This is a genomic window from Paenibacillus kribbensis (genome assembly GCF_002240415.1).
Taxonomy (GTDB): domain Bacteria; phylum Bacillota; class Bacilli; order Paenibacillales; family Paenibacillaceae; genus Paenibacillus; species Paenibacillus kribbensis.
Genome location: NZ_CP020028.1, coordinates 1,286,030 through 1,299,956 on the forward strand (window position 1 = coordinate 1,286,030; position 13,927 = coordinate 1,299,956).

Here is a 13,927-nt window from a genome sequence, read left to right on the forward strand (position 1 = left end):
TTCACTCAGGACATTGAATGTTGCGAGAGGTTATCCCTCGGGAAGTGAATGACGTAGGTCCTAGCGGATGAAATTTTTTTCAAACATTTTATTCCTAGGAAGGGGGAACCGAAAGATGGAATTGGAGTACTCAACTTTCGGAAGACACGTTGCCGTAGATACTTGGGGTGTTGAGTTTGAATTGCTGAATAATGCACAGTTTCTGGAGACTCAATTGGTTGAGGCTGCTGAAGCTTGCGGAGCAACGGTGATGTCCGTTCAATCCAAGCAATTCGAACCACAGGGAGCTACTGTGCTTGTACTGTTGTCGGAGAGCCATCTCTCTATTCATACGTATCCTGAGAGAGGATTTGCCGCTATTGATTGTTACACCTGCGGTGAGACTGTTGATCCGCAGCTGGCTATCGATTACCTGGTATCTGTCCTAAAACCGGAAAAAACATATGCGAAGAAGCTGATTCGCGGCCTGGGAGAGCTTCAGGTGGAATCACCGGAGAGCAAGCGCGCTGAATTGGTGTAATTCGTTTCTTATGGAGCCATTCGCGTGGTCCTATATCATAACCATGGAATTTTCCATGGTTATTTGTTTTAAAAGTAGTCTACACTAAATCAAATGATATAGAGCGTGGCGGATACATCTAATTTTCATAAACAATTCATAAAACAGCCCGAGGAGAATCAGACTTCTGTGATATAATTAACATAGTTTATGATGACAGTGGTTATTCTTATTACAGTTTAGGCAGGTGAATTTGCAATGCACATCGTCGTTGTTGGGTTGAATTATCGTACGGCGCCTGTGGAAGTCAGAGAGCGTTTTACATTTGCAGAACAAGATTTGCCAAAAGCGCTGGAGCAACTCAAACTTACTAAAAGTGTGTTGGAGGGCGTAGTTGTCGCAACCTGCAATCGAACTGAGATATATGTCGTGGTGGACCGCCTTCACATGTGCGGTTATTTTATACGCAGTTTTATGGAGCAATGGTTCGGCATTCCGCGTGATCAATTTACACAGCATTTATATATATATGAGGATGAGCAGGCGATCCGGCATTTGTTCCGGGTGACTTGTGGTCTGGATTCGATGGTCATTGGGGAAACTCAAATTTTGGGACAAGTGAAGAATGCTTTTCTTCAGGCTCAATCCCAGAAAATTACGGCCACATGGTTTAACAGGTTGTTTAAGCAAGCCGTCACATTGGGCAAGCGTGCCCACTCGGAGACGTCCATTGGAGAAAGCGCCGTATCTGTCAGCTATGCAGCAGTTGAGCTGGGCAAGCGAATTTTCGGTATGTTTACCGATAAGAAGGTGCTGATTCTCGGTGCAGGTAAAATGAGCGAGCTTACCGTTAAGCATTTGTACAGTGGCGGAGCAGCCGAGGTTATTGTGGCAAACCGGACTTTGTCCCGTGCGGAAGACCTGGCCTCCAAGTTTCACGGAACGCCGGTTACGATGGAGGAAGGCATTCAACGGTTGGCCGATGTGGACATAGTTATCAGCTCGACAGGTGCCCAAGGATATATACTGGATCGGGATCGGGTTGAAGCCAGTATGAAAAGACGTCAGTCCCGCCCTTTGTTTATGATCGATATCGCGGTTCCGCGTGATCTGGACCCAGCTATTGGGGAATTGCGGAACGTTTTTCTATACGATATTGATGATTTGGAAGGTATCGTGGAGAGCAATCTGGAAATGCGTCGTACCGAGGCCGCCAAAATCGAGCATATGATCGAAGGCGAGCTTAGCGAATTTTATCAATGGTTGAAAACGATGGGAGTGCGTCCGGTGATTCGTGCTTTACAGGAAAAAGCGGAATCCGTGCACCAGGATACACTGGAAAGCTTGTTCAACAAGCTTCCGGAGCTGGATGAACGGCAACGCAAAGTGATTAGCCGCTTGACGAAGAGCATGCTGAACCAGATGATGCATGATCCTATCAATCGGGTGAAGGAATTGGCAGTCCAAAAGCAGGGGAATGAGGCCTTAGAGTTGTTTAGCCACATTTTTGCTCTGGAGGATCGTTTGGAGGACGCCGCTCAGAAAGTAGATAAAAGCGATGCATCCGCGTTAATGAAACCGGAGGCCGGTGTTCATGAAACATCCGGTCAGGTTCAAGCCTCGCCAGCCTCGTTAGCGCCGGCTGGCCTGTAAAGGTAGGTGTACAGACGTGGCTTCAGGCATGCTTATATATGATTCAATGATTTATGTTTTTGCCCTGAGCCTTCTGTTTGTATTCTCGGATGGAATTCGACGCAACGCGAATGCCAAACGGACAGGTACAGGGCTTCTTGTTGTCGTTCTTTTGCTCCAGCTCGTATATATGGGAATAAGAACCTGGAACGAGGGGCACCTTCCTATTTTTGTGAGTTACGATTTTTTATTTCTGTTTTCATTTATTTTAGTGCTGATTTCTTTGATTTTGTCACGCTACCAACATTCTGAATTTGCAGTATTGCTGCTTAATATTATTAGCTTCGCGGTACTCGTGCTCAATAAAATATGGATGGAGCCCACCGACAACCCACTCGCAAATTGGCATACCGTGCATGGGCTGCTGCTCATTCATATTGCGTTGGCTAATCTCGGCTTTGTAGCGATGACAGTAGCGGCTGTATTTTCGGGCTTATACCTGTTTTTGCATCGTAAATTGAAAGTAAAGAAATGGAATGACACGATCAGGCGTCTGCCAAGCCTCGAAATGATGGATCGGTATACGCATAAGGCCCTGTTGATTGGCACTCCTTTACTCGGAGTTTCTATTGTCGTTGCAGTCATTTCTATTATTGCCGAGGAGCGCTGGCGTCTTTTGCTGGATAGCAAAGTGCTGATGACAGCGATATCCTTGTGCGTGTATATTGTATTGTTAGTGAGTAAAAGATGGAGTCAGCGTTCAGGACTCGTGATGGCAAAGTGGGCATTAGTGGGCTATACCCTGTTAATTCTTAACTTTTTGCTGAATTCCTGGTCTGTATTTCATCAGTGGACGGGAGAGTGAATGAGCGTTTGCAACATTTTGTCCCGATTTCGTTGAATTGTAAAAATAAGATCTGTTGTATTGTAGGCGGCGGCAGGGTAGCGGAACGCAAGGTAAAGGGGCTGATAGGAAGCGGGGCATGCATTACCGTCATCAGCCCGAATATAACGCCGGATTTACAGCTTCTGGCCGATCACAAGCAGCTCCACTGGGTAAATCGCGTATATCGCGAGGGCGATCTCCAGGGGGCCTTTCTTGTATATGCAACAACGAATCAGAGAGAAGTGAATAATGCAGTTGCGCATGAGGCCAGGCAAAGAGGTATACTGGTAAATGTGACAGACCAATCGGAAGTGGCTGACTTTATAACGCCAGGCATCCTTCGGCGGGGGAGGCTGACGATCAGTGTTTCCACTGCAGGGGCAGGTCCGGCTGTAACCGCTGATATTACATCAGCTTTAGAAGCATTATTCGGCAGCGAATATGAGCCATATCTGGATTTTATGTACGAAATGCGACAGATTATCAAACGTACTGTAAGTTCTCCGCAGCAAAGGGCCAAGCTTCTGAGGCGTCTGGCGAGCAGCGGTATTTTGGATCAAATACGACGTCATGAGTTTACCGCTTGGACTGAAAAAGAGATATACCAATGGATTGCGCAAAATCAGGAGGAATAACATGCGAACAATTGTGGTAGGCAGCAGACAGAGCGCGCTTGCGCTAACTCAGACCGGGCATGTCATTGAGGATTTGAAGTCGCTGTGCGCGGAGCATGGATTGGCTTTGCAGTTTGTCGTCAAAAAAATACTGACCAAGGGCGATCGAATATTGGATGTAACCTTGTCCAAAGTAGGCGGCAAAGGCCTTTTTGTTAAAGAAATTGAGCAGGCCATGCTGGCTGGTGAGATTGATATGGCAGTACATAGTATGAAGGATATGCCGTCCGAATTGCCGGAAGGCCTTGTCAACGGTGCTGTACCGCGCCGGGAGGACCCGCGTGATTGCCTAATTACACTCGGGGCCAAGAGCTTGGAGGATTTGCCTCAAGGAGCAAAAGTAGGCACGAGCAGTCTGCGCCGTGCCAGTCAAATCAAAGCCATGCGACCTGATCTACAGTTAGAGCCTGTACGTGGCAATATTGATTCCCGTCTGAAAAAGCTGGAGACGGAAGGATTTGACGCCATTATTTTGGCAGCGGCTGGTTTGCACCGAATGGGCTGGAAAGAGCGAATTACGTCCTATATACCAGAGGAAGCCTGCTTGCCGGCCGTTGGACAGGGAGCGCTCGGTATTGAATGCCGTGCCGACGATGAAGAGCTGTTGTCATTGTTGCGGCTTTACAATGACCGGGATACCTCGGCTACGGTTGCTGCAGAACGAACCTTTCTTGGCGTACTGAATGGGGGATGCCAAGTGCCGATCGGGGCTCATGCGGTCTGGGCTGGACAAGAAATCCGCCTTACGGGCATGGTAGGCTCGCCGGATGGCGAGGTTATTTTGAAGGAAACGCTCCAGGGAGATGATCCGCAAAAGCTGGGAGAAGCGGTGGCGTCCAGCTTGATTGCCAAGGGAGCAGAACAGATTTTGGCACAGGTAAGGGGATGATGATATGGCAGGGAAGGTATATTTAGTTGGCGCAGGGCCCGGAGACGCGAGATTAATTACGGTCAAGGGATGGGAATGTATTCAACTGGGGGATGTCATTGTGTATGACAGACTGGCAAGCCCACGCCTTTTGGGGCTGATGAAGCCAGGTGCACAGAAAATATATGTCGGCAAACTGCCGGATCGTCACACTATGAAGCAAGAGGAAATCAATCAGCTGCTGGTGGACCTGGCCCTGGAAGGGAAAACGGTTGTTCGGCTCAAAGGGGGAGACCCCACCATCTTTGGTCGGGTTGGAGAGGAAGCCGGGCTGCTGCGTAAACACGGTATTTCCTATGAAATCATACCCGGTATCACTTCAGCCATCAGCGTGCCTGCCTATGCGGGCATTCCGGTTACACACCGGGATATGGCCTCGTCGCTGTCAATCATTACAGGGCATGAAAGTCCGGATAAACTTGATCAAAGTATTCATTGGGATAAAGTAACGAATGCAACGGGCACACTGATCTTTATGATGGGTGTGGCGAAGATCGGTTATATCAGTGAGCAGCTGATGAAGCACGGCAAGCCGTCCAGTACACCCGTTGCTTTGATTCGTTGGGGAACTCGTGCAGAGCAGGATACACTGGTGGGTACGCTGGCGGATATCGAGGCCAAGGTGAAGGCCGCTAATTTCCAGCCTCCCGCTGTCATCGTGGTTGGAGAAGTGGTGAAGCAGCGTGAACAGTTAAAATGGGCTGAGGATATGCCTTTGTTCGGCAAGCGGATTTTGGTCACCCGTGCACGCGCACAGGCCAGCAGTCTGGTTCGCCGGATTGAGGAACTCGGCGGCGAGCCTTATGAGTTCCCTGTCATCCGGACGGTAGTCCCTTCGGACGAGCCGACGAAACAGCAAATTAAAAAGGCATTTGCACGATTGCCTGAATACGATTGGGTGTTCTTTACCAGCGTTAACGGAGTAGAGTACTTTTTCACCCACTTGGAGGAGCAGGGCAAGGATGTGCGTGCGCTGTTCAAAGCGCGTATTGCCGCAGTTGGTCCGGCTACAGCAGCCGCACTTCGGACGCATGGAATCGTAGCAGAACAGATCGAAGGTCCGTTTCAGGCTGAGGGCTTGCTTGGAGCGTTTGAGCAGGATTTGCAGGCAGGGCAGAACGTATTCCTCCCCAGAGGTGATCTAGCTCGATCCTGGCTGCCAGACAAGCTGAGAGAGATGGGGCTTGAGGTAACCGAGGCTGATCTGTATCAGACTGTGCTGGCAGCCAACACACAGGATGATGAGCTGCTCAAGCTGCTAGAGGAACGCGCCATCCATGCCATTACCTTTACCAGTTCCTCAACTGTAACCTTTTTTATGGAAGCGCTCAGGCAAATGGGGGTCGATGATCCGGTGTCGCTGCTGGAGGGAGTTACGATTGCAGTAATTGGTCCCTTAACCGGCGAGACAGCTACCCAAGCCGGTTTGACCGTCAGCTTTATGTCTGAGAAGGCAACCATTGAAAGTCTGGTCCAATCGCTGTGTGACTGGAAGCAGTCAAGTACTACTGTGACTTTATAATTTGTGTTTTTACCAAATGAATGTATAGAATGTGGAGGTTTGCAATCATGAGTGTACCTTTTACGAGACATCGTCGTTTGCGCCAGTCGGCTGCGATCCGCAGTATGGTGCGTGAGACCGTATTGAATCCGGCTGATTTTATCCAACCGATCTACGTAACATTTGGCACTGGGGTGAAGCAGGAGATTAGCTCCATGCCAGGCGTATACCGTTTTTCACTGGATCAGCTGGAAGAAGAACTGAAAGAAATTAGCGAGCTGGGCATTCCCGCCGTGCTCTTGTTTGGCATACCAGAAACCAAAGATAGCTTGGGAACATCGGCTTTTGTGGATGATGGTATTGTGCAGGAGGCTACTCGTCTGATCAAGTCCCGCTATCCCGAGCTGCTGGTTGTAGCCGACACTTGTTTGTGCGAATTTACGGATCATGGACACTGCGGTATGGTACACATGCATGAGCATGATGGCGAGGTATGCGGCGAAGTATTGAATGATGAATCCCTGGAGGTGCTGGTACGTACAGCGGTTTCCCAGGCTAAAGCAGGTGCGGATATTATCGCCCCATCCAATATGATGGACGGTTTTGTGCAGGCCATTCGGCAAGGATTGGATCAGGAAGGCTTTTCACATATTCCGATTATGTCGTATTCCGTCAAATATGCGTCTGCTTTTTACGGTCCTTTCCGTGAAGCCGCAAATTCTGCGCCGCAGTTTGGTGACCGCAAATCGTATCAGATGGACCCTGCCAATGCACGCGAAGCGTTGCGAGAAGCGGAATCTGACGTGCTGGAGGGTGCAGATATGCTGATGGTGAAGCCTTCTCTTTCTTATCTGGATGTGATGCGTACGATTAAGGATCAATTTGATCTGCCTTTGGTGGCTTACAACGTCAGCGGCGAATATACAATGGTCAAGGCGGCAGCTCTTCAAGGCTGGATTGATGAAAAAGCGATGGTGCTGGAAATTCTGACAAGCATGAAGCGTGCGGGTGCGGATATGATTATTACCTATTCTGCCAAGGATGCGGCAAGATGGTTGAAGCAATAAGCGTATTTTTCAGAAGACAGGAGTGATCAGAATGATCGACGAACAACGAACGGTGCGCAAGGATACGTGCTCCAAAGTCGCCTTTGATGAGGCAAAACAATATATTCCAGGTGGCGTAAACAGTCCGGTTCGGGCTTTTAAATCCGTAGGCATAACGCCCGTATATATCGACCGTGGGGAAGGATCGCGTATATATGATATCGACGGTCAATCCTATATAGACTATGTATGTTCATGGGGACCGCTTATTATGGGCCATGCACATCCCGAAGTGGTTAAAGCCTTACAGGCTGCTGTTGTAAAAGGAACCAGCTTCGGCGCACCAACGTTGGCGGAAACTGAAATGGCCAAACTCGTATGCGAGCGTGTTCCTTCTATGGAACTTGTTCGTATGGTGAGCTCGGGGACCGAGGCGACCATGAGTGCAATACGACTCGCACGCGGATTTACGAAACGCAGCAAAATCCTTAAATTTGAAGGCTCTTATCACGGTCATGCGGACAGCTTGCTGATTAAAGCGGGCTCTGGTGTTGCGACATTAGGTCTGCCCGATAGTCCGGGTGTACCTGAAGTCGTGGCCTCACATACGATCACTGTTCCTTATAATGATTTGGCTTCAGTGAAGCTGGTTTTTGAGAAATTTGGCGAAGAGATTGCTGCAATTATTGTCGAGCCGGTAGCAGGCAATATGGGTGTTGTACCGCCACAGCCTGGATTTTTGGAGGGTTTGCGTGAGGTAACCCGGCAATATGGAAGTCTGCTGATTTTTGATGAAGTGATGACTGGATTCCGGGTGGGACTTCATTCCGCTCAAGGACGCTTTGGTGTGACGCCGGATCTTACGTGTCTGGGCAAAGTTATTGGTGGTGGACTGCCTGTAGGTGCTTACGGCGGACGTCGCGACATTTTGGAGCAAATCGCGCCTTCCGGGCCAATCTATCAAGCGGGTACGCTGAGCGGAAATCCATTGGCTATGGCAGCAGGCTATTCGACGCTTAAATTGCTGACACCGGAAGTGTACGATCGGCTGGAAGAGCGGGCAGCACGGCTGCAGGCCGGATTCGAACGTAACGCGCGTGAGCTCGGTATTCCTGTCTCGATCAACCGTGTGGGTTCCATGGTGTGTCCATTTTTCACGGACGAGAAGGTTGTCAATTTTGATACGGCTAAAACGAGCAATCAGGATCATTTCCGCCGTTATTTTACCGAAATGGTGAATGAGGGAGTCAGTGTGGCTCCATCTCAATTCGAGGGCATGTTCGTATCAGGTGTGCATACGGTTGAGGATATTGACGCCACCATTGAAGCGAACTATCGCGCGCTCAAACGTCTATGAGCTGGCAGGGTAGCTGGAGAAGAAGGGGACCTTGGCTGGAAGTCACACCGGGACGGGAAATTTCAGCTGGTGAAAATCGCATTGAGAATGAAGATCGCGCTGAGGCTGTAGACCACTGGTTGCTGAATCATTTGGGATTGCCGGATAAGCTGTGGCGCAGACTAAGGCACGAAAAAGGGATTGAACATACAGGGGACCGGCTGCGGCTGGCCCTTTTTCCTGTAATGGACCTTGGCGTCATCCCACGTTGGTATGATTTGACGATACTGTACGAGGATGATTTTTGCCTGGTCGTACACAAACCAGCGGGGATGGCGGTCCATCCAGACGGCGGTGTAAAGGATGGTCCACTGACGTTGGATCATGCTGTCGCATCCTATTATGAAATCCATGGCATTCATGCAGCAGTACGACATGTGCATCGTCTGGATGTGGATACGACAGGCCCGGTGCTATATGCCAAAAACGAATTCGCGTTGCTCAAGCTGGACGAGCAAATGCGAGCCAAGGCTATCGACCGCCGCTATGTAGCTTTGGTACGGGGGGAAGTGCCTTCATCGCTGCGGACATTGGATTGGCCTATTGGCAAGGACAGGCATCACAAGCAGCGTCGCCGTGTATCTCCGACTGGGCAAAAGGCAGTTACCCATGTGGAACTTGGTGACGTATGGGGAAGTGGTCCAAGTGCGATTAGCCTCGTGTATCTGACAATGGACACCGGACGAACGCATCAGATTCGCGTTCATCTTAGTCATGCCGGCTTCCCGTTGCTCGGGGATGTATTGTACGGGGGCCGGGCGACTGATTTTGGCAGGCAGGCGCTGCACGGAGAGCGTCTGACCTTCCGTCATCCGCTCAGCGGGGAAACGATTACCGTGGAGGATGCTTGGCCGGATGATTTGCAAAAGCTGGTCAAACAGCTATAAAAGATGGCATGCCTTCTATTTTGGCGCATATACTTGAACCTAGAAACGGTTTGCAATATGGAGTTTCCGTGCGCCTGACAGGAGTCAGAGGATGTGCGGAGGCTGCCCAAAGGAGGATGCCATCCTTGAATAAACAACAGAATGATCAGCCGCAAGGCTTGCGTTTTGATATTTATGAACGCATTCATTTGACGGAGGAAGCTGCCGGGATTGCTGAGTTGGAGGAAATTGAGCTTCTGCCACGCATTCAGGTTGTAACCCACGGCGACCATGCCGCTTTGCGAGGGCATTTGCTGCTGGAGGGCGTGTACCGCACACCTGAAGAGGCCACGAGTGAGCTTCATCATTTGATACCTGTGGAAATTACCATTCCGATGAACCGGGTAGGAAGATTGGAAGATATTTCGGTCGAGATTGAAAATTTTGATGTGGATCTGCTCTCCTTGCGTAGTCTGAATATTACGGGCGTTCTTTCGTTGCACGGGGTGGAAAGCTCGCATGCCGAAGAGACGGCGGTTTGGCTGGATGAGGAATTTACCGTAGTGCATGCACCTGATCATCCGGCGCAATCTCCTTCCACGGATGGTGAGCATCGGCAGGAAGGGATTTATTCTACCCAACAGGAGCTTGCTTCCTGGGAACAGCCGTCACTGGACTATGGGGAGCAGAAACTGCCACTGCCGCCGGAACAGCAAGCTTATGAGCCAGCTGTAGACTCTGATCGATTCTATGAGCCTTGGACGGGCAAAGCGGTTGAAGATAGCCCTTCCGAGATAAAGCACGAGCATGCTGCACCGGAAGTATGGGGATTTCAGCAGGAGGAAGCATGGACGGGAAGTGAGCCGAAGGTATCTGCTGTATCTTCCGATGTGGTGCATGATCCTTTGCAGTCTGAAGCACATTCCTCAGCAGAGCCGGGGAGCTATCTGGAGCCGCCGCAATTGGAAGCGAGCCATGTGGATGATTTTAGACCTGAAGCGTCAGAACAGGTGGACCATGCGGTCCATGACACCATTGCCGACGAGAAGCCGGAGATGCGTGTAGCGCTTAACAGCAAAAAGGACGAAGGAGCAGACGAGCCGGACACGGTTGTCTACTCGTCGTTGCTCCAATCGAGCCGTTCGGTGAAAGAAGCGGAATACCAGCATCAGCTAGAGCTGGAGCAGCAGCCGCAGGATCAGAAAGCCGAAGAAGAGCGGGAGAATGCCAAGTGGAAAAACCTTTTTTTCCATACACAGGATGAAACGCCTTTCCGCAAGGTCCGCTTATGCATCGTGCAGCGTGAGGATACGCTGGAAACAATAGCTGATCGCTATCAGCTCAGTTCACGGGAGCTTCAATTGTATAACAGATTGGCGGAGCATCATGTAGAAGAAGGTCAGGTATTGTACATCCCTTGATCCAGCCGCCGAAAAATGCGCAGCGGGTGTTGACTATAGTCAAAGGGAAATGTATGATGTGGTATAGCTATTGAAAGACTGAGATCGGGAAGAGTAGGCAGCAAGCCCTTCAGAGAGTGGAATTGCAGCGCTGTGAGGTTCCACAGGAAGCTACTGGCCGAAGTCACCCGGGAGTCGCCTGTTTGAACGGTCCCTCATTTCATTCCAACGGAAGGTACGAGGTTCACGGTAGAATAAGGCCGGTCCGCAACCGTTATCTGCATAAAGTGTCACACCATGTGTAATGGATCAGTGGATACATACACGAGGGGTGAAACAAAGGTGGTACCGCGAAAGAACAGCCTTTCGTCCTTTGAGGATGAAGGGCTTTTTTTATTTGCCAATTGAAAAATCATGGGGGTATCCTGATATGTCAGAACAAGACAACAAGACAACCTTGGAAATGCCAACAACGTACGATCCGAAATCAGCAGAGAAAAAATGGTATAAAACGTGGATGGAGAAGGGTTATTTCCGCGCCGGACAACATCCAGAGGCAGAGCCTTTTACAATCGTTATTCCACCACCGAATGTGACGGGTATGCTGCATATTGGACATGCGCTTGATTTTACCTTGCAGGATATTATTATCCGCACCAAGCGGATGCAGGGCTATGATGCCTTGTGGCTGCCAGGGGCAGACCATGCGGGTATTGCTACGCAAACCAAGGTAGAGCAGAAGCTGCGCGAAGAAGGTCTGACACGCTATGACTTGGGCCGCGAGAAGTTTTTGGAGAAGGTATGGGAATGGAAGGAACTTTATTTGGATAACATCCATAATCAATGGGAGAAAATGGGTTTTTCTCTCGACTATTCTCGTGAGCGCTTTACGCTGGATGAGGGACTGTCCCAAGCAGTGCGCGAAGTATTCGTAAAACTGTACAAAAAAGGCCTCATCTATCGCGGTAAACGCATCATTAACTGGGACCCTGCCGCACGTACGGCATTGTCGGACATTGAGGTGGAATACAAAGAGGTGAACGGAAATCTGTATCACCTTCAATATCCACTGAAAGACGGCAGCGGATTTATTACGGTTGCCACTACCCGTCCTGAAACGATGCTGGGCGATACAGCTGTTGCTGTACATCCGGAAGATGAACGGTACAAGCAAATGATCGGCAAAACACTTGTGCTTCCGATTATCGGGCGGGAAATTCCGATCATTGCGGACGATTATGTAGATAAAGATTTCGGTAGCGGCGCGGTTAAAATTACACCAGCTCATGATCCGAACGACTTTGAAATGGGACAACGTCACCAGTTGCCACAAATTACGGTCATGGACGAAACAGGAACGATGAATGCCGAAGCAGGCAAATATCAGGGCCTGGATCGCAGCGATTGCCGTAAGCAAATCGTCGCTGATCTGAAAGAACAGGGCGTATTGATTCGTATTGAAGAGCATGTGCACCAAGTAGGCCACAGCGAGCGTACAGGTGTAGTTGTAGAACCTTATCTGTCCACACAATGGTTTGTAGAAATGAAGCCCCTGGCAGCCAAGGCGATTGAAGCGCAAAAGGCTGGGAACGGTGTGAATTTTGTGCCAGACCGCTTTGAGCGTACGTATCTGCACTGGATTGAAAATGTGCGCGACTGGTGTATTTCCCGTCAGCTGTGGTGGGGACACCGTATTCCGGCTTGGTACGATGAAGAAACCGGAGAAATTATTGTTTCGGCAGAGGACCCTACAACTTTGCCGGAATATGCTGGCAGAAAGCTAAAACAGGATGAGGATGTACTGGATACATGGTTCAGCTCTGGTTTGTGGCCGTTTTCGACATTGGGCTGGCCGGAACAGACCGAGGATCTCAAACGCTACTACCCGACCAATGTTCTGGTTACAGGGTATGACATTATTTATTTCTGGGTGTCGCGGATGATTTTTACCGCACTGGAGTTTACAGATGAGATTCCGTTCAAGGACGTGCTTATGCACGGTCTGGTTCGTGATGCGGACGGTAGAAAAATGTCCAAATCCCTCGGTAATGGTGTTGATCCGCTCGATGTAATCGACCAATATGGAACGGACGCTATGCGTTATATGATTTCCACCAGCAGCACGCCAGGACAAGACCTTCGTTTCCGCTGGGAACGAGTGGAGCAAGCCCGCAACTTTGCCAATAAAATCTGGAATGCGTCCCGCTTTGCGCTGATGAATTTGGAGGGTGTTACTGCGGCGGATATCGACATTACCGGTGATTTGGGCACTGCTGATCGTTGGATTCTCCACCGTCTAAACGAAACTTCACGCGACATTACGCGTCTAATAGATGCTTATGAATTTGGCGAGACAGGCCGCCTTCTGTATAACTTTATTTGGGATGATTTGTGCGACTGGTACATTGAATTTGCGAAGCTTTCCCTATATGGCGACAACGCAGAGGCGAAAAAGAAAACACAGTCTGTACTGGCATATGTACTGGATCGGACACTGCGCATGATTCATCCGTTCATGCCGTTTATCTCCGAGGAAATATGGCAGCATCTTCCGCATGAAGGCGAAACGATTACACTGGCCGCTTGGCCTGTGTATGATCCGGCTTTTGAGGATAAGGATGCGGTAGCTGAAATGAATTTGCTGATCGACGTGATTCGCTCCGTGCGCAATATTCGCGCTGAAGTCAACGTACCGATGAGCAAGAAGGTTGAATTGCTTGTAAAACCCGGTGATCAAGCCGTTCTCGATATCATTAAACGCAATGCGGAATATGTACGCCGATTCTGCAATACGTCCGAATTCGACGCGGGATTGGAGTTCTCCGTTCCAGATAAAGCCATGACATCTGTTGTCAGCGGCGCAGAGCTGTATCTGCCATTGGCCGGACTGCTTGATATTGCCCAGGAAATTGGCAGACTGGAAAAAGAGCTTCAGCATTTGAACAGTGAAGTGGAGCGCGTGGAGAAAAAGCTTTCCAACCAAGGTTTTGTGGCTAAGGCACCAGCTAAAGTCATCGAGGAAGAGAAGGCGAAACAAGCTGATTACTCAGATAAGCGCGCCAAAGTTATCGCACGTATTGAAGAACTCAAGGGATAATT

11 protein-coding genes and 1 other annotated feature are annotated in these 13,927 nt (G+C 49.7%); all 11 genes read left to right on the forward strand.

Features of this window, described 5'->3' with window-relative positions:
• Positions 1-121 precede the first annotated feature (121 nt).
• Positions 122-520, forward strand: a complete 399-nt coding sequence (gene speD, locus B4V02_RS05905) for an adenosylmethionine decarboxylase (protein ID WP_068500902.1) — start codon at positions 122-124, stop codon at positions 518-520.
• A 237-nt stretch (positions 521-757) separates the two neighbouring features.
• Positions 758-2,152 (forward strand): glutamyl-tRNA reductase, encoded by a 1,395-nt coding sequence (gene hemA, locus B4V02_RS05910; protein WP_094154098.1) that lies wholly within the window; start codon positions 758-760, stop codon positions 2,150-2,152.
• Positions 2,153-2,168: 16 nt separating this feature from the next.
• Positions 2,169-2,996 (forward strand): cytochrome c biogenesis protein CcsA, encoded by an 828-nt coding sequence (gene ccsA, locus B4V02_RS05915; protein WP_094154099.1) that lies wholly within the window; start codon positions 2,169-2,171, stop codon positions 2,994-2,996.
• An 8-nt stretch (positions 2,997-3,004) separates the two neighbouring features.
• Positions 3,005-3,652, forward strand: coding sequence for a precorrin-2 dehydrogenase/sirohydrochlorin ferrochelatase family protein (locus tag B4V02_RS05920; protein ID WP_094156948.1), 648 nt, complete (start codon positions 3,005-3,007; stop codon positions 3,650-3,652).
• A gap of 1 nt (position 3,653) precedes the next feature.
• On the forward strand, positions 3,654-4,580 hold the full coding sequence (gene hemC / locus B4V02_RS05925) for a hydroxymethylbilane synthase (RefSeq protein WP_007431712.1): 927 nt from the start codon (positions 3,654-3,656) through the stop codon (positions 4,578-4,580).
• 4 nt (positions 4,581-4,584) lie between these two features.
• Positions 4,585-6,141, forward strand: coding sequence for a uroporphyrinogen-III C-methyltransferase (gene cobA / locus B4V02_RS05930; RefSeq protein WP_094154100.1), 1,557 nt, complete (start codon positions 4,585-4,587; stop codon positions 6,139-6,141).
• Positions 6,142-6,188: 47 nt separating this feature from the next.
• A complete protein-coding gene (gene hemB, locus B4V02_RS05935) occupies positions 6,189-7,187 on the forward strand; it encodes a porphobilinogen synthase (RefSeq protein WP_094154101.1) in 999 nt (332 codons plus the stop codon).
• A gap of 31 nt (positions 7,188-7,218) precedes the next feature.
• A complete protein-coding gene (hemL, locus tag B4V02_RS05940; protein ID WP_094154102.1) occupies positions 7,219-8,523 on the forward strand; it encodes a glutamate-1-semialdehyde 2,1-aminomutase in 1,305 nt (434 codons plus the stop codon).
• The gene (locus tag B4V02_RS05945) at positions 8,520-9,449 is read left to right on the forward strand and encodes an RluA family pseudouridine synthase (protein ID WP_094154103.1); all 930 of its coding nucleotides are present in this window, start codon (positions 8,520-8,522) and stop codon (positions 9,447-9,449) included. Before hemL ends, B4V02_RS05945 begins: the two co-directional genes overlap by 4 nt.
• A 125-nt stretch (positions 9,450-9,574) precedes the next feature.
• A complete protein-coding gene (locus tag B4V02_RS05950) occupies positions 9,575-10,849 on the forward strand; it encodes a LysM peptidoglycan-binding domain-containing protein (protein WP_094154104.1) in 1,275 nt (424 codons plus the stop codon).
• Between the two features lie 71 nt (positions 10,850-10,920).
• Positions 10,921-11,205: a binding site (T-box leader), on the forward strand.
• 53 nt (positions 11,206-11,258) lie between these two features.
• Complete coding sequence (locus B4V02_RS05955; RefSeq protein ID WP_094156949.1) at positions 11,259-13,925, forward strand: valine--tRNA ligase; 2,667 nt, start codon at positions 11,259-11,261, stop codon at positions 13,923-13,925.
• Positions 13,926-13,927: the final 2 nt, after the last annotated feature.

Coding starts and splice junctions, on each gene's coding strand:
- hemA (WP_094154098.1), top strand. CDS start 758: ATGCACATCGTCGTTGTTGGGTTGAATTATCGTACGGCGCCTGTGGAA.
- hemC (WP_007431712.1), top strand. CDS start 3,654: ATGCGAACAATTGTGGTAGGCAGCAGACAGAGCGCGCTTGCGCTAACT.
- cobA (WP_094154100.1), top strand. CDS start 4,585: ATGGCAGGGAAGGTATATTTAGTTGGCGCAGGGCCCGGAGACGCGAGA.
- hemB (WP_094154101.1), top strand. CDS start 6,189: ATGAGTGTACCTTTTACGAGACATCGTCGTTTGCGCCAGTCGGCTGCG.
- hemL (WP_094154102.1), top strand. CDS start 7,219: ATGATCGACGAACAACGAACGGTGCGCAAGGATACGTGCTCCAAAGTC.
- B4V02_RS05945 (WP_094154103.1), top strand. CDS start 8,520: ATGAGCTGGCAGGGTAGCTGGAGAAGAAGGGGACCTTGGCTGGAAGTC.
- B4V02_RS05955 (WP_094156949.1), top strand. CDS start 11,259: ATGTCAGAACAAGACAACAAGACAACCTTGGAAATGCCAACAACGTAC.